Annotated in this window: 17 protein-coding genes; 3 read left to right on the forward strand and 14 right to left on the reverse strand. The window is 67.5% G+C overall.

Going from position 1 to position 16,718, the window contains the following annotated elements; genetic code table 11:
• Window positions 1-81 precede the first annotated feature (81 nt).
• Window positions 82-876: an arginase family protein gene (locus ACLJO0_RS20010; RefSeq protein WP_410579999.1), complete on the forward strand. Its 795-nt coding sequence runs from the start codon at window positions 82-84 to the stop codon at window positions 874-876.
• A gap of 220 nt (window positions 877-1,096) precedes the next feature.
• The gene (locus tag ACLJO0_RS20015) at window positions 1,097-2,377 is read left to right on the forward strand and encodes a PucR family transcriptional regulator (RefSeq protein WP_410580000.1); all 1,281 of its coding nucleotides are present in this window, start codon (window positions 1,097-1,099) and stop codon (window positions 2,375-2,377) included.
• Between the two features lie 27 nt (window positions 2,378-2,404).
• On the opposite strand, the gene ACLJO0_RS20020 is transcribed toward ACLJO0_RS20015, so the two are convergent.
• The 3 genes from ACLJO0_RS20020 to ACLJO0_RS20030 form a co-directional block, all read right to left on the reverse strand.
• Entirely contained in the window at window positions 2,405-3,763 is a 1,359-nt protein-coding gene (locus tag ACLJO0_RS20020) for a DUF6801 domain-containing protein (protein WP_410580001.1), read from the reverse strand.
• A 16-nt stretch (window positions 3,764-3,779) separates the two neighbouring features.
• Window positions 3,780-4,400 (reverse strand): DUF6801 domain-containing protein, encoded by a 621-nt coding sequence (locus ACLJO0_RS20025; protein WP_410580002.1) that lies wholly within the window; start codon window positions 4,398-4,400, stop codon window positions 3,780-3,782.
• A 70-nt stretch (window positions 4,401-4,470) separates the two neighbouring features.
• Entirely contained in the window at window positions 4,471-5,097 is a 627-nt protein-coding gene (locus ACLJO0_RS20030; protein WP_410580003.1) for a DUF6801 domain-containing protein, read from the reverse strand.
• A gap of 345 nt (window positions 5,098-5,442) precedes the next feature.
• Between ACLJO0_RS20030 and ACLJO0_RS20035 the strand changes: the two genes are divergently transcribed.
• A complete protein-coding gene (locus ACLJO0_RS20035; protein WP_410580004.1) occupies window positions 5,443-6,363 on the forward strand; it encodes an RCC1 domain-containing protein in 921 nt (306 codons plus the stop codon).
• A 315-nt stretch (window positions 6,364-6,678) separates the two neighbouring features.
• On the opposite strand, the gene ACLJO0_RS20040 is transcribed toward ACLJO0_RS20035, so the two are convergent.
• From ACLJO0_RS20040 to ACLJO0_RS20090, 11 genes are read right to left on the reverse strand one after another with little or no spacing between them, the layout of a single operon-like run.
• Window positions 6,679-7,335: a hypothetical protein gene (locus ACLJO0_RS20040; RefSeq protein ID WP_410580005.1), complete on the reverse strand. Its 657-nt coding sequence runs from the start codon at window positions 7,333-7,335 to the stop codon at window positions 6,679-6,681.
• A 50-nt stretch (window positions 7,336-7,385) separates the two neighbouring features.
• Complete coding sequence (locus ACLJO0_RS20045; RefSeq protein WP_410580006.1) at window positions 7,386-7,958, reverse strand: hypothetical protein; 573 nt, start codon at window positions 7,956-7,958, stop codon at window positions 7,386-7,388.
• On the reverse strand, window positions 7,955-8,458 hold the full coding sequence (locus ACLJO0_RS20050; RefSeq protein ID WP_410580007.1) for a hypothetical protein: 504 nt from the start codon (window positions 8,456-8,458) through the stop codon (window positions 7,955-7,957). Before ACLJO0_RS20050 ends, ACLJO0_RS20045 begins: the two co-directional genes overlap by 4 nt.
• Window positions 8,443-9,636, reverse strand: a complete 1,194-nt coding sequence (locus ACLJO0_RS20055; RefSeq protein ID WP_410580008.1) for an MCE family protein — start codon at window positions 9,634-9,636, stop codon at window positions 8,443-8,445. Before ACLJO0_RS20055 ends, ACLJO0_RS20050 begins: the two co-directional genes overlap by 16 nt.
• Complete coding sequence (locus ACLJO0_RS20060; RefSeq protein WP_410580009.1) at window positions 9,636-10,691, reverse strand: MCE family protein; 1,056 nt, start codon at window positions 10,689-10,691, stop codon at window positions 9,636-9,638. The genes ACLJO0_RS20055 and ACLJO0_RS20060 overlap by 1 nt, the downstream gene beginning before the upstream one ends.
• Window positions 10,691-11,683, reverse strand: a complete 993-nt coding sequence (locus ACLJO0_RS20065) for an MCE family protein (protein WP_410580010.1) — start codon at window positions 11,681-11,683, stop codon at window positions 10,691-10,693. The genes ACLJO0_RS20060 and ACLJO0_RS20065 overlap by 1 nt, the downstream gene beginning before the upstream one ends.
• Window positions 11,680-12,669 (reverse strand): MCE family protein, encoded by a 990-nt coding sequence (locus ACLJO0_RS20070; protein WP_410580011.1) that lies wholly within the window; start codon window positions 12,667-12,669, stop codon window positions 11,680-11,682. The genes ACLJO0_RS20065 and ACLJO0_RS20070 overlap by 4 nt, the downstream gene beginning before the upstream one ends.
• Complete coding sequence (locus tag ACLJO0_RS20075; RefSeq protein ID WP_410580012.1) at window positions 12,666-13,673, reverse strand: MCE family protein; 1,008 nt, start codon at window positions 13,671-13,673, stop codon at window positions 12,666-12,668. The genes ACLJO0_RS20070 and ACLJO0_RS20075 overlap by 4 nt, the downstream gene beginning before the upstream one ends.
• Window positions 13,670-14,935: an MCE family protein gene (locus ACLJO0_RS20080; protein ID WP_410580013.1), complete on the reverse strand. Its 1,266-nt coding sequence runs from the start codon at window positions 14,933-14,935 to the stop codon at window positions 13,670-13,672. Before ACLJO0_RS20080 ends, ACLJO0_RS20075 begins: the two co-directional genes overlap by 4 nt.
• Window positions 14,932-15,786 (reverse strand): MlaE family ABC transporter permease, encoded by an 855-nt coding sequence (locus ACLJO0_RS20085; RefSeq protein WP_125792589.1) that lies wholly within the window; start codon window positions 15,784-15,786, stop codon window positions 14,932-14,934. The genes ACLJO0_RS20080 and ACLJO0_RS20085 overlap by 4 nt, the downstream gene beginning before the upstream one ends.
• The gene (locus ACLJO0_RS20090) at window positions 15,786-16,580 is read right to left on the reverse strand and encodes an MlaE family ABC transporter permease (protein WP_037311541.1); all 795 of its coding nucleotides are present in this window, start codon (window positions 16,578-16,580) and stop codon (window positions 15,786-15,788) included. The genes ACLJO0_RS20085 and ACLJO0_RS20090 overlap by 1 nt, the downstream gene beginning before the upstream one ends.
• Window positions 16,581-16,718 lie beyond the last annotated feature (138 nt).

Below are 16,718 nucleotides of genomic sequence, written 5' to 3' on the forward strand. Positions count from 1 at the left end.
TGCCGTGAGGGCCTCCTTCACTACCTTCAGGGTAGGGAAGGAGGCCCTCACGGACTTGCGGCCGCCGCTAACCTGGACCGGGTGCTGATCAACGCCGTACCCCAGTTCCAGGGCGCTCTGACCGAGCGCGCGCCCGAGTTGCCCGAAGGCTGCGTCGCGCTCGCCGAGCTGGCGGGCCACGTGCTGGGCGCGCCGGTGCACCACATCCTGCAGACCCGCGAGACGTCGCCCGCGGTCGACGGCATCGCCAACCGCGCGGTGCTCACCGGCGCGAACCGCGCCGCACAGCTCGCCGCCCTCGAAGCACCGGGCGGGCCGGTGCTCACCATCGGCGGGGACTGCGGCGTCGAGCTGATCCCGATCGGCGTCGCGCGCTACCGCTTCGGGCCCGGCCTCGGCGTCGCCTGGTTCGACGCGCATTCCGACCTCAACACCGCGGAGACGTCGCCGTCCGGCGCGTTCCACGGCATGGTGCTGCGATCGCTGCTCGGCGAGGGCGACCCGGAGTTCGCCGCGAACCCGCCGGTCGAACCCGGACGCGTCGTCCTCGCCGGGACAAGGGCTTTCGACGACGCCGAGCGGGCCGTGGTCGATCGCGGGCTCGTCGTCGAGATCGCCGACGTCGCCGCCGGGCTGGCGGGCGCGGACAAGGTCTACGTCCATCTCGACCTCGACGTGCTCGACCCGGCGGAGTTCGACGGGCTGAACTATCCGGAGCCCGGTGGCTTGACGATCGAGCGTCTGGTGGCGATGCTTCGCGGGCTTAGCGGCTTCGAAGTCGTCGGCGCGGGAATCACCGAATGCGTCGGCACCGAGGTCCGCGTGCTGGAGCCCGTGCTGGAAGTACTCGGGGAATTGCTCACCGGAAAGCGGTGACGCTCCGTATTCATCGGCCGTTCGTACGTACCGCGCGAGGCGTTTGCCGGGCACTTGTCATCAAAATTCAGGGATGACCCGTGATTTTGTCACGATGATGACAAGAAATCGGTTTCTTCTGCGAAAGGTGACACATTCACGAGCGACCGCGCGATGTGTTCGTTGTCACCTCACGACGATCGTGGGATGTCAGGACGCTGGGCGGAGCAAAGGAGCTGCGATGTCGGTGGAGCGCGGGATCGAACACGCTGCGCAGCCTCCAGCAGCACTGCCGCGTAAGCTCGCCGACATTTTGCGACCGGAACTGGGCAGTCTCGCCAACGAGATCGTCGACGAGATCCGGGCGACCATCCCCGCGTACGCGCGCCCGCTCGACGGGCCCTACGGCAAGTCCATCCGGGCAGGCGTCGAATACGCGATCACGTTGTTCGTCGCGCAGATCGCGGATCCGAGCGTCTCCAAGGAACAGTCGCACGAGGTCCACCATCGGCTCGGGCAGAACGAGATGCGGGAAGGCCGCAGCCTCGACACCCTCCAGTCGGCGTACCGGGTCGGCGCCCGCGTCTCGTGGCGGCGCATCATGCGCGTCGGCCGCCGCAGCGGGCTTTCGTCCGCGGTGATGTCGCAACTGGCCGACGCGATGCTCGCCTTCATGGACGAACTCGCGTCCGTCGCGCTGGACGGGTACCTCGAAGCGAAGGCGCGCACCGCGGGGGCACTGGACACGTGGCGCCGCAAACTGCTGCACCTGGTGCTGGAAACCCCGCCGGCGCCGTCCAAGGCGATCGCGGAACTCGCGCAGCTGACCGGCTGGACGGTGCCCGAGCGAGCGACGCCGGTGGTGCTGCATCCGCTCGGCGACAACGCCAGACCCCGGCGGCACAACGCCGTCGACTCGGACGTCCTCGCCGAACTCGACTCCGCTGAGCCGCGTCTGCTCGTCCCCGGCGAGATCTCCGGCGCCCGCCTGGCCACCTTGCAGGCCGCGCTGCCGGACTACCGGCTGTCGATCGGCCCGTGCCGCCCGCTGGACTCCGTCGCCGATTCCCTCCGCTGGGCGCGTGACGCCCTGCACCTCTCCGAACGCGGCATCATCCAGGCCCGGCGGGTGATCCGCGCCGAAGACCACCTCGCCACCTTGCTCGTGAACGCCGACGCGGCGCTGACCTGCCAGCTGCGCGATCGCCTGTTCGCCCCGCTCGCCGAGATGACCGGGAAACAGCAGGAAAGGCTGCTCGAAACCCTTCGCGCCTGGCTCGACAGCCAGGGCAACGTCGTCGACATCGCCGAGCGCCTCCAGGTGCACCCGCAGACCGTCCGGTACCGCATGCGGCAGTTGCAGGCGACTTTCGGCGAGCACCTGCGCGACCCGGGGGCGCGGTTCGAGATGGAACTCGCGCTGCGGGCCGGTGTCAGTGCGTCGGCGTCAGCGGGGTTCGCGCTGCCGGAGTTGCTGCCGTCGCCGCGCAAGAGTCCACAGTGGACGCCGAGCGGCTCGTAGCGAGCGTGACTGCCGCCGAGCCGCGGGTCAGCGGCGCCCCACCGGCGGGTCCGTGTTCGGGCATTTGCGTTCCGCTTCCCAGGGCAGGCCCACCTGGTTGACCCCGATACACGCCTGGTTGTCCGGCCCTGACCCCATTCCGCTCAGCAGGGAGTCGAGGTTCTCCTTGACCCCGCAGCCGGAGAACTGGGGCAGGGTGAAGCCCTTGTAGGCGGGGTCCGGGTCGGTCCGATCGGTCCGCAGCACGCCGCCGGTGAACGCGTTCCAGTTCGGCCCGCGCAGGTTCAGCACGATCGGTTCGCTGGTCATGCAGTTGTCGCCGACGTCGAGGGGGACACCGTTGATGGTGAGATCCTTCAGTTTCCCGAAGAGTTCGAGCCGCAAGGTGGCCGTCGTCGTGGTGTCCCCGTGCAGCATGGTCTCGACGTCGATGACGGTGTTGCCCGTTTTGTAGTCGGCGGGCAGGAGCTCCATCGTCCCGTTGATCGGGACGAAACCGAAGCCGAGGATCGTCATCTTGCTCGGCGGCAGGATGGTGGAGCCGGTGCTGCGATGGGGAGGCGCCGGGTAGAGGTAGTAGAAGGCGTTGAAGATGAACGACGGGGTCAACCGGACGAAGGCACCGAGCTTCTTCACCGACGACGTGCCTTGCGATTCGAAGGGCTGCAAGGGGAACACGGCGTCCGGCGGCGGGTCTTCGTTCGTGGCGTGCGCTCCGGCGCCGGGTTTCTGCCCGGGTTTGACGGTCTTCGGTTTGGCGATGCCCATCTCGAGCATCGTGACGCTGCCCAGCTTGGTGTCCTGATCCGGGGTCTGCGTGCAGGTGATCGGATTCCGCGGCGCCTCCGCCTGCGCTGCGGAAAGCGCGAGGGAAGGCGCGCCCGTGGTGAGCCGGAGTTCGCCGGGGCGGGTCGCCATGATGTCGGGAACCTTGCCCGTCGCGACCAGCTTCAGCTCACCGGTGGCGGGCACCTTGGTCGCCGGGATCTCGAGCGCCACCGGGATCTGGGCCTTCTTGTCCTCGCGCGTGGCCGTGAGCTCGATCTTCGCCGTGCCTGCCACCTCGGTGAGCGCGCCCAGCGCTCCCTCGCCGAGGGTGAAGGTGACAGAGAAGTCCTTGACCTGCACCGGTTTTCCGGTTTGGACGACCTTGGGCAGAGTGGCCCGAACGTCCATGGTGACCGGACGTTCGCCGACCGGATCCGGGAAGACACAGGTGTTCGCCAGGGTCTGGTGCGCGGGGGAAGCCCCCTGCAAGGGCGCTTTCGGCGGGGTCGCCGGATCGGTCGCCGCCGAGGAGGCCAAGGCGCCGTTCACACCCGCGAGCAGGATCACGCCCGCCAGTACGGGAAGCCTCCCGAGCGTCCGGCGAACCTGCTGCGTCATCTGGTTTCCTCTCGCGTCAAACGACGGGGATCGCCGGGGCGAACGCGCGGTTCTGTGCCGGGTTGGTGTTTTTGACCGTACAGCCGAGTGTCCACGGGGTCCACGTGTTGTCCCGCTTGTGGAATTCGACTTCGAGTTGGAACGTGGTGCCGAGCGCGAAGGTCGCCTGGCCGGGGGCACCCGCGGTGAAAACGGGAACGGCGGTGGCCGCGTCCTGGGTGAAGCCGACCGTGCGCGGCCCGGGTACGTACGGGGTGATCTGCTCGGGCAGGTCCAGCCCGGTGACGGTCGCCGAAGCCGGGGTGGCGTTCGTCGCGGTCACCGGCGCTTTCACCTTGCCGCGGAGGCCGTCGTAGTTGGCGGCGCTGAAGATCGTCGCGTTGTGGATGGCGCTGAAGGTCGCGGTTCCGGCGATCGCGGCCGGTGTGAAGGCGCCGCCCGCGGACACCGGGCCCGGGCTGTCGAACCTCGCCGTGATGTCGAGCGGTTGCTGGCCGATCATCGGGAAGCCGCACATGTACGTGACGGTCCCGGTCGTGTGAGAGGTGGCGGCCGAAGCCTGCCCGACGGTGAGCAGGGAGGTCGCGCCGAGCACGATGGCGGAGACGACGCCTGCCCGGCGGACCTGCTGCCCCATAAGGGTTCCTCTCATGGCCGGTGATGGAGACCGTGCGGGACGGGCGTCCCCGCCCCGCACGGATGGTTCATCAGGTGATGGGGACGGCCGGGCTGAACGCGCGGTTCTGCGCCGGGTTGGTGTTCTTCACCGTGCAGTTGAAGCTCCACTTGGTCCAGGAACCGTCCTTCTTGTGGAACTCCAGCGGCGCGCTGATCGTGGTGCCGAGCGAGGCAGTCGCGGAGCCGGGCGTGCCTGCCGTGAACGTGGGAACGCCGGTGCCCGCGTCCTGGAGGATGTTGAACGTCCGCGGCCCCGGCACGTACGGGTTGATCTGGGTCGGGACGTCGAGGTTCGTCACCGACGCCGAGGCGGGGGTGGCGTTGGTGACGGTGACCGGCATGTTCACCTTGCCGCGGACACCGTCGTAGTTGGCGCTGTTGAGCAGCGCGTTGATGGTGGCGCTGATCGTCGCGGTGCCACTGATGTTCGACGGCGTGAAGGTGCCGCCCGAGGCGACCGAATCGGGCCCGGTGAACTGGGCCTTCACGTCCAGCTGCTGCTGGCCGATAGCGGGGAAGTTGCACATGTACGCGACCGTGCCGGTGGCGTAGGTGGTCGCGGCGGCGGCTGTGCCGGCGGTGAGCACGGCGACGGCGCCCATCACGACGGTGGTGGTGGCGACACCGGCTGACAACTTGCCAAGTCTGCGGGACATACCTGTCATCTCCTTTGATCCAGTTTACGTCTCGGACGGCTTTCCCCATGCGCCTTTCGGCGAATTTTTCTGATCAAATATGCTCGACTTGAGCGGCTTTCTCGGTGGTGGGGTAAACCGAGGTTACCCGCGAGTTATGTACGTAACAAGTATCCATGTCGACAGGTTTCGCAGTGGGGGCGGAAGCCGTTCTTTCTTGTCAGTCCGCGCTGAATGCGATTATGAAGTTTGTCCGCCGATGACAAAGATGGGGCCGATCGGTGGAGCCGGGTTAACATTTCTCGCATGGCTTCAGTCAATCGACGATCCACGACACGGCGCGTGACGACATCCACGATAGCCGTAATGATCGCCACGGTTTCCCTTTCCGGTATCGCCGACGCCGCGCCGACCGGCGAACCGCGGCCGTGGGGGAGCAACGACTACGGGCAGGGGCAGGGCACCGTGCCTGCCTCGGCGTTCGGCGCGAGCGCGGTCTCCGCGGGCGGGATCACCCATCTGGCCCTGAAGGACGGAGGCGTGGTCGCCTGGGGTAACGACAACTACGGCCAGGTCACCGTTCCGGCCGCGGCCACGTCGGGTGTGTCGGCGATCGCCGCGGGCTGGGCGCACGAACTGGCCCTCAAGAACGGCGGTGTGATCGCCTGGGGCAACGGTTTCTACGGCCAGAACGTCGTGCCCGCCGCCGCCACCTCTGGCGTCAAGGCCATCTCCACCAGCGCCTACTTCAACCTCGCGCTCAAGACGAACGGCAGCGTGCTGAGCTGGGGTTCGCGGACCGCCGTCCCCGCGACGGTCTCTTCGGGGGTCACCGCGATCTCGGCGGGTGTCGACCACGGCCTCGCGCTCAAGAACGGCGGCGTGATCGGGTGGGGCAGCAACTCGAAGGGCCAGATCACCGTGCCGGCGGCGGCGACCTCCGGGGTGACGGCGATCTCGGGCGGGTTCCGCCACAGCATCGCGCTGAAGAACGGCGGCGTCCTCGCCTGGGGCGACAACACCTACGGCCAAACTTCCGTGCCGCCCGAGGCGCAATCGGACGTCGTCGCCATCGACGCCGGCTACAACCACAACGTGGCTTTGAAGGCGGACGGAAGCGTCTTCGCCTGGGGCAGCAACCTGAAACAGGAGAGCCGGGACACCAGCTCGGAACCGCCGATGGACATGTGGAAGTTCTCGGGCGTCTGTGCTCCGGTCTACGCTGTTTCCGCAGGTGACGGCACCGGTGTCGCGCTGGTCGACCCTGCCGCGCCGCAGTTCTGCTGAGACTGCGAGGTAGGCCTCGTGAGTGGTAAGGACGGTTCTAGGTACCTACGGTGGGAGTCGGGATCGCAGGTCCGTGAAGGGCTCCTTCACACCTTCCCAAGTACATGAAGGACCCCATCCTTGCGCCTAGGTACAGGAAGGGGTCCTTCATGTACTTCGAACCTGGCAGCACGCAAGAAGCGCCGCAGGTCACGCAGCAGGTACATAAGAGAGCGCTTCCGATGAGCTCGGCGCGACCACTCTCTCGAGTCCGTGAAGGCCTCCTTGAGGGACCCAGAGTCCCTCAAGGAGGCCTTCACGGACCGGACTTGAGCCTCAGACGTTGGACTTCATGTTCAGGTTGATGGTGTTGTCCGGACCGGAGATCAACGCCCCCAGCGCGAGGTCGTTGATGAAGCAGTCCTTGAACTCCGGGATGGTGAACGTCCCCGAAGACGGGATCGACGGGGCGAACAGGTCGACGTTCTTCGACACCAGCGTCAGGTCCAGCGGCTTGACGGTCTTGCAGGCGTTCGGCACCGTCGGCAGCGGGATGACCGGCCAGAACAGGCCGACCACGATGTTGTCGATCAGCATGTTCGCCTGCGAATGGGTGGTCAGGTCGCCGTTGGCGAGGGTGCCGGTGACCGGGCCGGTCGGCTCGATCCGCACGCGGGCCTTGATCTTGAAGACCCCCGAGACCAGCGAGATGTTCGCCGTCGAGGGCGGCAGGGACAGGTTGCCTCGGATGCCGACGTTGTCACCGTCGATGACGAGGGCACCGTCGAGCTGGCCGGGGCCGAGGTCGAGGGTGCCGCCGGTCTTCTTGACCGTGGTCTTCCCGGTGACGGTGTAGGACACCGGGATCTCCACCGGGTCGTCCGCCAGGGCGGGCGACGCGGCGAGGCTGCCCGCCACGGCGATCGCGGAAGTGAGCGCGACGACCGTGCCGAGACGGCGACGAGCGGTTTTCGGGCGCGTTCGACCGAACATGGGATTCTCCTCGTTTTCTCTCCTGTTTTACAAAGCGGACGAATGAGGGATCATCGGGGGACGAGGTCGGTGATGACCCAGTTCTCGCCTTCGCGTTCAGCGGTGACCGAAAGCTGCGCCGCGGCCGTCGTCGACGAATTGTTGTCGGCCCTTGTCGCCGCTTGATCGAGGAATACCAGCAGCCTCGCTTTACCGCCGCCGAGTTCCTGGACGGCGGATGAGGAGACGCGGGTCGTGAGGACGAGTTTCTGTGCCGGCGCCTTTTCCCGGACTTGGGCGAACAACTGGTTGTACGACTCCAGCGCCTTACCTCTCAGCGCCGAAGCGGCCGCCTTTTCGGTGACGTCGGTCCGGTCGTAGGAATAGGAGAAGATCTTGTTGAGCGCCACCGTCACCGCGGAGTTCACCTCGGCCGTCGCGCCGACGTCGGTGAGCGCGGTGTTGGCCGCCGACGGCGCCGCCGAGATCGACCTCGCCTCCAGCGTGAACCACGCGCCCGCCGCCACCAGTACGGCCGCCGCGACCAGCAGGATCAACGGCAGCTTCGGGCGGCGCGACGGCTTCTCGGCGACGACTTCGGGTTCGGCTTCGGGTTCGACGGAAGCGTCGGCCGTGGCGGTCATCGCGCACCCACCGGGAGCTGGTCGAGCGCGCTGAGCTTCCAGCCCTCGCCGGTCCTGGTCAGGCCGGCGGCGAACCGGTTGCGCTTCGTCGTCGGCGCCGCGCCTTCCTTCGCCATCGTGATCTCCACCGAAGCCAGCATCTTGGCCGTTCCGGCGTGGTCGTCCAGTTCGCTGATGGCCGCGTCCAGCACCTTGCCCGTCGAGACCGTCGCGTCCTTGGTGAGCGTCTGCTTGGTCGCGTCGTCGGTCTTGTCGAGCTGATCCCGCAGCGGGCCGGTGGACGCGGCGAGCCAGTCGGCGATGCCCTGGTCGACCCGATGGTGATCGAGGCTGGTCAGCCGGGCGACGAGTTCACGTCCGCTCTTCAGCGCTTCGTCGCGCGAGTTCCCGTAGGCCACCGCCGTCGAACCCGTCGCGGTGAACCAGGTGTACCCGGCCCATCCCGCGAACGCGCAGGCCGCGGCGAACACGGCGATCGCGATCTTCAGTTGCGCAGCCACAACATCTCCTCGAGGCTGGTGGACGTCGGCTGGCCGTCGGCGCCGAAGCCGCCGGGGATCGCGGCGGGCGGGACGCCGCCCTTCGGCGCGTTCTGCGAGCCGCGGACCGAACTCGGGTTGCCCTTGTCGAGCGTGCACGCGGCACCGGTGTTGAACGGCAGCGGCGAGAGGTCCGCGCTGCTGCGGATCTTCGTGCCCTCGTAGCCCTTGGTGCAGGGCATCGGGTCGAAGAAGGTCAGTACCAGTTCGATCTTCCCGGACTGCTCGTCGACGGAGGCGTCGACCGCGGACACCGCCTTCGGGGTGTTGATCAGCAGCTGGCGGAGGCCGTCGGTGCGCGCGGAGAACACCTGCGACGTGGTGAGCAGGTTCGCCAGCAGGATCGGCAGGCCCGGCTCGTTGTCCCGCAACAGTCCGGAGAGCTGGGTGGCCGCTTCGGGCGCGGTCGTGATCAGCCGTCGCAGGTCACCGTCCGAACGGGACAGCTGTTCGGCGAACTGCTTGGCGTTGCCGCTGAACTGCCGCCAAGCCTGTGACGAGTCGACCTGGGTCTTCAGCACGGTCGAGCCGTCGGTGAGCAGGCTCTCCGTCTGCGGCAGGTGATCGGCGGCCTGTTTGGTGAAGTCGGTGCTGGAATCCAGCAGCACCTGGAGGTTCGCGCCGGAACCACGCAGGGCGTTGTCGAGTTCGTCGACCACGGTCCGCAGATCCTCGGTCGGCACGGACGCGGTCAGCGAGTCCAGATCGGTCAGCAGATGCTGCACCGGCAGTGGCACACTCGTCGCCTCACGCGGGATGACCGAACCTTCGGCGAGGAACGGCCCGTCGCCGGTTCGCGGCTGCAGGTCGACGAACTGCTCGCCGACCGCGGACCGGTTCGCCACGACCGCCCGCGAGTTCGCCGGGATCCGCGGCGCGTCGTCGTCGATCAGGAGATCCGCTTCCATGCCACCCGCGGTGAGCCGCAGTTCGCCGACCCGGCCGACGGCGACGCCGCGATAGGTCACCTCGCCGTTGGTGAACAGGCCGCCGCCGTCGGTCAGCGCGAGCTTCACGGTGTACCCGCTGGCCCCGAAGAGCCGGTCGAGCCCCGCGTAGTTGGCGCCGACGAACGCCGTCGTCGCCAGCGCGAGGACGACGAACGCGATCACCTGGATCCGGATACGGGCGGTGAGCATCAGCTACCTCCGGAGGACGGCAGCGGCAGGGTCGGGAGGTCCGGCGGAACGCCTTCGCCCGGTGGCGGGAGTTCGACGCCCGGTGCGGGGATCATCGAGGCGTAGACGTTCAGGTAGTCGCCCTTGATCCCGTCGCGGACGGCGTCGGTGAACGGGAACGTCGGCAGGATCTCGAGCGATTTGGGCAGGTTCTCGCCGGCGTCGGCCAGCCGTTTGAGGATCGGCGCGAGCGCGGTGAGGTCCGCGACGAGGTCGGCCTTGCTCTTCTTGATCACGTCGACGCCGACCCCGGAAAGCCGGTCCAGCGCCTGCAACATCGAGACGAGCTGCGTGCGCTGGTCGGAAAGGCTCTGAAGACCGGGGGTGAGATCGGTGAGCGCGCCTTCGACCTGCTTTTTCCGGTTGGCCAGTGTCGTCGAGAGCTGGTTGAGCCCGTCGAGCGCCGAGGTGATCTCCGACCGATGCGAGTCCAGATTGGACACGAGCTGTTCCACAGTGGACAGGAAGGAGCGGATCTCCTCCTCGTTGCCGTCCATCACCTTCGACAGCTCGCGGTTGATGGTCTGCAACTGGCCGATCCCGCCGCCGTTGAGCAGCAGGGACAGCGCGCCGAAAACCTCTTCGAACTCCGGGTTGCGGTTCGTGCTCGCGACCGGGATCACCCCGCCGTCGCCCAGCCTGCCTTCGGCCTTCGCCGCGCTCGGGGCGAGCTCGATGAACTTCTCGCCGAGCAGGCTGGACTGCCGCAGCCGCGCGATGGCGTTGGCGGGCAGGTGGACGTCGCCGTTGAGCGCCAAGACGGTCTCGGCCGTCCAGCCGTCCTCGCCGAGCTGGATCTTCTCGACCCGGCCGACCGGCACGTCGCCCACCTTCACCGCGGCCTGCGGGACCAGGTCGAGTACGTCGGCGAACTGCACGGTCACCCGGTACGGATGGTCGCCGATGTCCGCGCCGCCGGGCAGCGGCAGATCGTAGACGCCCTTGAAATCGGAGGAACAGGCGGTGAGCGCGACACAGCACGCGGCGAGTACGGCGATCGACCGTTTCGTGGCCATCAGCGCCCCCCGGTGTAGGTGTCACCGGCGACCGGCAGTGGGAGCGGGGCGTATTCGAGCATGTTGCCGCGGCTCTGCAGCTTCCCGGTCTTCGGGTCGACGGCGCCGAGCACGTTCGTCACCGCCAGCGGGATCGTGTCGAGGGTTTCGGCCAGCGCGGCGCGTTTGCCGACCAGCGTCCCGGTTGTCACCGCGAGCTTGTCCACATTGGACTTGATCAGCGCGCGGTTGTCCTTGATGAACTGCTGGATCTCCGCGAGCGCGCCGCCTAGGCCGTTGAGCGCGCGGGCGAGCTCGTCCTTGTTCTGCGCGAGCGTGCCGGTCACCGAAGCGAGCTGCTTGTTGACCTCGCTGACGTTCCGGTCGTTGGTCGCCAGCATCGAGGTGAAGCGCTGCAGTTCGTCGACGGTGGCGAACAGGTTCTGCGAGTTGCCGGACAAGGTCCTGGCGAGGTCGGCGAAGTTGCGCACCGACTCGTTGAACGGCTTGCCGTTGCCCTGCAGGTTCTTCGCGCCGGTGCGCAGCAGTTCCGAAAGCGCGCCGTCGGCGTTCGCGCCCTTGGGGCCGAGCGCCTTGGCGAGGGTGTCGAGGCTGGAGTAGAGCTGGTCGAGCTCCACCGGCGTGCCGGTGCGCTCCACCGGGATCACCGCGCCGTCGTCCAGCCGGTTCCCGGCGCGGGTGAGCTTGGTGAACTGGACGTAGCGGTCGGCCACCACGCTCGGTGCCACGACCAGCACGTTCGTGTCGGCGGCGATCGGCGTCGACCCGTCGACGGTCAGGACGACCTTGACCTGTTCCCCTTCCGGGGTCACCGATTCGACCTGGCCGACGCGGACGCCGAGCACCCGTACGTCCGATCCACTGTAGACACCGACGGCGCGCGAGAAGTACACGGTGACGCGGTCGAGCCCGTTACCGGAGAAGATCCACCAGAGACCACCGACGACGGTCAGCGCGAGTACCAGTGCGAGGGTGACGAAGCGGCTGGTCATCGGCCACCTCCCGGGATCTTCGGCAGGCACGGGTCCCGGTTCTCCGGGACGAGCCCGCACAGGTAGCTGTCCACCCAGCGTCCGTTGCCGAGCGAGTTGTTCACCACACGGAAGTACGGCGCGGCGAGTTCGAGGCTCTTGGCGAGATTGTCGTTCTGCCGCTGCAGGATGTCGGTCACCTCTCCGAGCCGGGCGAGCGCGCCGCCGAGCTGGTCCTTGTTGTCCTTCACCAGTCCCGAAAGCTGGGTGGCGAGCTCCTGCGAGCCGGTCAGCAGGTCGTGGATCGCCTGTCGCCGGGTGTCGAGTTCGGTCAGCAGCAGGTTGCCGTCCGAGAGGAGCTTGGCGAAGTCGTCGTTCGAGTTCGCGAGTGTCGTGGTGAGACCGTGCGCGTTCGACAGCAGGCTGGCGAGCTCGTTGTCCCTGGAGGACACGGTCTTCGACAGCGACGTCAGCCCTTCGAGCGCCTTCTTGATGTGCTCGGGCGAGTTCTTGAACGTGTCGCTGAGCGTGGTGAAGCTTTCCGCGAGCTGATCCGTGTCGATCGCGCCCGCGGTGTCGGCCAGCCCGTTGAACGCCTCGGTGACGTCGTAGGGCGTCACGGTCCGGGTGCGCGGGATGACCTGCTTCGGGTTCTGCACCGTCTCTCCGGTCGGGCGCAGCGCGAGGAACTTCCGGCCGAGCAGGGTCTTGATCTTGATCTCGGCGGCGGTCCTGTCGCCGACCCAGGCGTCCTTGACCCGGAAGCTGACCACCACGTGGTCTTCGGCGAGCCGGACGTCGCTCACCTCGCCGACCTTGATCCCGGCGATGCGGACCTCGTCGTCGGCCTGCAACCCGGCCGCTTCGGAGAATTCGGCCTGGTAGGTGGTTCCCGAGCCGATGATCGGCAGGGCCTCGTAGTTGAGCGTCGCGGTCAGCAGCCCGGCGGCGATGACGCTGCCGACGACACCGATGACGATCGGGTTCCGTTCCTTGAAGGGTTTCACTCCGTGCACCTCTTCGCCGTCGCCGGGACCCCGCGCGGAGGGTCGGTCTGCAGGACGGACGAGCACAGGTAGAAGTTCATCCACGATCCGTAGGAGCCGAGCCGGCCCAGGTCGTTCAGTTTCCCAGGGAGCACGGTCAGGACGCGGTCGACTTCGATCTTGGCCTCGTCGGTCGTCAGCTGACCGGCCAGCAGGCCGAGGCCCTCGATGCTGTCCTTGAGCGGTTTCCTGCCCTGTTCGAGCAGACCGGCCGTGGCGGTGGTGAGGTCGGCGAGCCCGGAGACGGCCTCCCCGATCTCGGTGCGGTCACCGGCGAGGCCGGACACCAGCTCCTTCAGTGTGGAGACCAAAGTGGACAGTGCGTCGCCCTTGCCGTTGATGCTCTTCAGCACGGTGTCCAGATTCGTGATCACGTCGCCGATCACCTTGTCGCGGCCGGCGAGCGTGGTCGTCAGCGAACCGGTGTGCGCCAGGAGGCTTTCCACCGTGCCGCCTTCGCCCTGCAGCACCTGGACGATCTCGCCGGAGAGCTGGTTGACGTCCGTGGGGGACAGGGCCTGGAACAGCGGTTTGAAGCCGTTGAACAGTTCCGTGAGATCCAGCGCGGGCGTCGTGCGCTCCAGCGGGATCTCCGCTCCGGGCGCCAGGGTTTCGCGGGTGCCCTTGCCCCGTTCGAGCGCGATGTAGCGCTGGCCGACCATGTTGCGGTACTTGATCACCGCGTTCACGTCGGCGGGCAGACTGCGCTGGGAGTCGAGGGAGAACCGGACGCGGGCCAGGCTGTGGTCGGCGATCTCGAGTTCCTCGATCTGGCCGACCCGCACCCCGGAGATCCGGACGTCGTCGCCGACGTTCAGCGACGTCGCGTCGAGGAATTTGGCGCTGTAGGTCTTGGTGTCGCCGAGGCCGGTGTTCGTGATGGACACCGCCAGGAGCACCGTGGCCAGCGTCGTGACGACGACGAAGATCAGCCCCTTGATCAGCGGGCTCACGAAGTTCCTCATCGCACGGACACCTCCGTACCCCGGTAGAGCGGCCCGACGAGCACGCTGCCCCACGCGGGAACCTGATTGGCCGGGACACCGATCGAGGGCGCGACCAGCGTGGAGATCAGTTCCCGTTCCTGCGGCGAGTTCGCCAGGCCGAGGTCACCCTGCTCGCCAGGGAGCACCGCCGTCTTCTCCCCGGTCGCCACGATCCCTTGGCCGATCAGGCCGTTCGACGGGTAGCAGCGCGGTTCGCCGGTGGCGTTGTAGACCGGGTCGTCCTTGCCCGGCACGTACTTGCCGCGGGGCTGGCTGACGATGATCTCCGCGTGCAGCCCGGGTTCGTCCGTGCCGGCGCCCAGCACCTTGTCCATCTGCGGCTTGAGCTTGGCGAGCGCGTCCAGGGTGCAGGCGAAACTCGGCGAGTACTTCGCGCCGACCTCCAGCGGTGCCCTGCTGTCGGCGGCGAGCGCGATGATGTTGGCGCGGTTGTTGAGGAGGAACGTCGTGACGTGCTGGGAAGACGACGTCACCTGCTGGTACACCGTCGCCAGTTCGGCACGTTTCTCCTTGACGGTGTCGAGGGTGACCGCCGAGGCGCTCAGCGCGTCGAGCAGATCCGGCGCGATGTCGCCGTACAGCTTCGTGACCGTGGCGAGGTCACGGATGTTGTCGTTCAGCTTCGGGAGGTTCGGGTTGAAGTCCTTCAGATAGGCGGCCGCGGTGGCGAGCGTGTCGCCGATCTGGTCGCCGCGGCCCTCCAGCGCGGTGGCGACCGTGGTCAGCGTGGTGGCGAGCTTCTGCGGCTGCACCGCCTTGAGCAGCGGCAACAGATTGTCGAAGACCCGCTCGAGTTCGATCGCGTTGGCCGAGCGGTCCTGGGTGATCACGTCGCCCGCGCTCAACGGTCCGGCGGATGATCCGTCCGGAATGGACAGTTGCACGTACCGCTCACCGAACAGGGTCTTCGGCACGAGCAGCGCGGACACGTTCTTGGGCAGCTGCGAAACTTTTCCGGGCTCCATCGCCAGGTCGATCTCCGCGCCGCCCGGCGTCGCGCGGACGTCGCGGATCTCACCGACCACCACGCCGCGTGCCTTGACCTGCCCGCCCGTTCGCAACTGGTTGCCGACCCGGTCCGCCTGCAGCGTCACCGGCACGGATTCGACGAAATCCTTCCGGTAGATCTTGATCGACAGCAGCACGAGGGCGGACATCACCACGAGGAACAGCACCCCGGCGGTCCTGACCCCGGCCTTGCGCAGCCCGCGCCGGCTCATCCGGCCACCTGCACCGTCGTGGTCGCGCCCCAGATCGCGAGGCTGAGGAAGAAGTCCAGCACGCTGACCGCCACGATCGCGGTCCGCACCCCACGTCCGACGGCGACACCGACGCCCGCCGGGCCGCCGCTCGCGCGGAAGCCGTAATAGCAGTGGGCGAGCACGATCACGACACTGAACACCAGCACCTTGCCGAACGACCAGAGCACGTCGCCCGGTGGCAGGAACAGCAGGAAGTAGTGGTCGTAGGTGCCCGCGGACTGGCCGTAGAACCAGACGGTGATCTGGCGTGACGCGAGATACGAGGTCAGCAGGCCGATCGCGTACAACGGGATGACCGCGAGGAACCCCGCGATGATCCGGGTGGTCACCAGGTACGGGACGCTGGGGATGCCCATCACTTCCAGCGCGTCGATCTCCTCGGAGATGCGCATCGCGCCCAGCTGTGCGGTGAAGCCGCAGCCCACGGTGGCCGACAAAGCCAGCCCGGCCACGAGCGGCGCGATCTCGCGGGTGTTGAAGTACGCGGAGACGAACCCGGCGAACGCCGACGTGCCGACCTGGTTGAGCGCCGAGTAACCCTGGAGCCCGACGACCGTGCCGGTGAACACGGTCATCCCGATCATCACGCCGATCGTGCCGCCGATGACCGCCAGCGCGCCGCTGCCGAAGCTGACTTCGGCCAGCAGACGGGTGATCTCGCGGAGATAGCGGCGCAGCGCGCGCGGCACCCAGGCGAGTGCCTTGAGGAAGAAGAGGATCTGGTCGCCGAGCGTGTCCAGGAACCCGAACCGGCGGTCCACGGCCTCGCGGACCCGCTCCGCGCGTTTGGGGGGAGTCGTCGTGACCATCAGCTGCCCTTCGCCGGGACGAGCTGCAGGTAAAGCGTCGTCAGCACGAGGTTCAACAGGAACAGGAGCAGGAACGTGATCACCACGGATTGGTTCACCGCGTCACCGACGCCTTTCGGGCCACCTTTCGGATTGAGCCCGCGATAAGAGGCGACGATCGCCGCGACGAAACCGAAGATGACCGCCTTGATCTCGCTGATCCAGAGGTCCGGAAGTTGCGCGAGCGCGGAGAAACTGGCCAGATACGCACCCGGTGTCCCGTTCTGCATGATGACGTTGAAAAAATAGCCGCCGAGGACACCGACCACGCTGACCATTCCGTTCAGGAATGCGGCGACCCCCATCGCGGCGAGCACCCTCGGCACGATCAGGCGCTGGATCGGGGAGACCCCGAGCACCTCCATCGCGTCGATCTCCTCGCGGATCGTGCGCGACCCGAGGTCCGCGCACATCGCCGACCCGCCGGCGCCCGCGATCAGCAACGCCGTCACGATCGGACTGGCCTGCTGGATGATCGCCAGCACACTGGCCGCGCCGGTGAAGGACTGCGCGCCGATCTGCGCGGTCAGCGAACCGATGTGCAACGCGATCACCGCGCCGAACGGGATCGCGACCAGCGCCGTCGGCAGGATCGACACACTCGCGATGAACCAGAACTGCTGGATCAGCTCGCGGGCCTGGAACGGCCGCCGGAAGGTCAGGCGGACGACGTCGAGACCGAGTGAGTAGAGCCTGCCGGTCTCCCGGAGCGCACCCGCGCCGGGGAATGAGGGTGCGTTAGTGCGGACGCCCACGCCGACCCTCCAGTTTTCCGGGCACGGCGAATACACCCCAGCTTGCGCAATTCCTTTGCTCCGAATGGCGGAACGGAATCGTTGAATAGGGTCAACGGGGTGTTACCGTGCTGTTTGCTACTGGTCGGTACGCTAATC

Origin of the sequence: Amycolatopsis sp. lyj-108 (assembly GCF_046549005.1) — a bacterium.
In the GTDB taxonomy this organism is placed as follows: Bacteria; Actinomycetota; Actinomycetes; order Mycobacteriales; family Pseudonocardiaceae; genus Amycolatopsis.

What these genes read in the sequence shown, in the direction of transcription:
- ACLJO0_RS20015 (WP_410580000.1), top strand. Translation starts at nt 1,097, where the DNA reads ATGTCGGTGGAGCGCGGGATCGAACACGCTGCGCAGCCTCCAGCAGCA.
- ACLJO0_RS20020 (WP_410580001.1), bottom strand. Translation starts at nt 3,763, where the DNA reads ATGACGCAGCAGGTTCGCCGGACGCTCGGGAGGCTTCCCGTACTGGCG.
- ACLJO0_RS20025 (WP_410580002.1), bottom strand. Translation starts at nt 4,400, where the DNA reads ATGGGGCAGCAGGTCCGCCGGGCAGGCGTCGTCTCCGCCATCGTGCTC.
- ACLJO0_RS20030 (WP_410580003.1), bottom strand. Translation starts at nt 5,097, where the DNA reads ATGTCCCGCAGACTTGGCAAGTTGTCAGCCGGTGTCGCCACCACCACC.
- ACLJO0_RS20035 (WP_410580004.1), top strand. Translation starts at nt 5,443, where the DNA reads ATGATCGCCACGGTTTCCCTTTCCGGTATCGCCGACGCCGCGCCGACC.
- ACLJO0_RS20040 (WP_410580005.1), bottom strand. Translation starts at nt 7,335, where the DNA reads ATGTTCGGTCGAACGCGCCCGAAAACCGCTCGTCGCCGTCTCGGCACG.
- ACLJO0_RS20045 (WP_410580006.1), bottom strand. Translation starts at nt 7,958, where the DNA reads ATGACCGCCACGGCCGACGCTTCCGTCGAACCCGAAGCCGAACCCGAA.
- ACLJO0_RS20055 (WP_410580008.1), bottom strand. Translation starts at nt 9,636, where the DNA reads ATGCTCACCGCCCGTATCCGGATCCAGGTGATCGCGTTCGTCGTCCTC.
- ACLJO0_RS20060 (WP_410580009.1), bottom strand. Translation starts at nt 10,691, where the DNA reads ATGGCCACGAAACGGTCGATCGCCGTACTCGCCGCGTGCTGTGTCGCG.
- ACLJO0_RS20065 (WP_410580010.1), bottom strand. Translation starts at nt 11,683, where the DNA reads ATGACCAGCCGCTTCGTCACCCTCGCACTGGTACTCGCGCTGACCGTC.
- ACLJO0_RS20075 (WP_410580012.1), bottom strand. Translation starts at nt 13,673, where the DNA reads ATGAGGAACTTCGTGAGCCCGCTGATCAAGGGGCTGATCTTCGTCGTC.
- ACLJO0_RS20080 (WP_410580013.1), bottom strand. Translation starts at nt 14,935, where the DNA reads ATGAGCCGGCGCGGGCTGCGCAAGGCCGGGGTCAGGACCGCCGGGGTG.
- ACLJO0_RS20085 (WP_125792589.1), bottom strand. Translation starts at nt 15,786, where the DNA reads ATGGTCACGACGACTCCCCCCAAACGCGCGGAGCGGGTCCGCGAGGCC.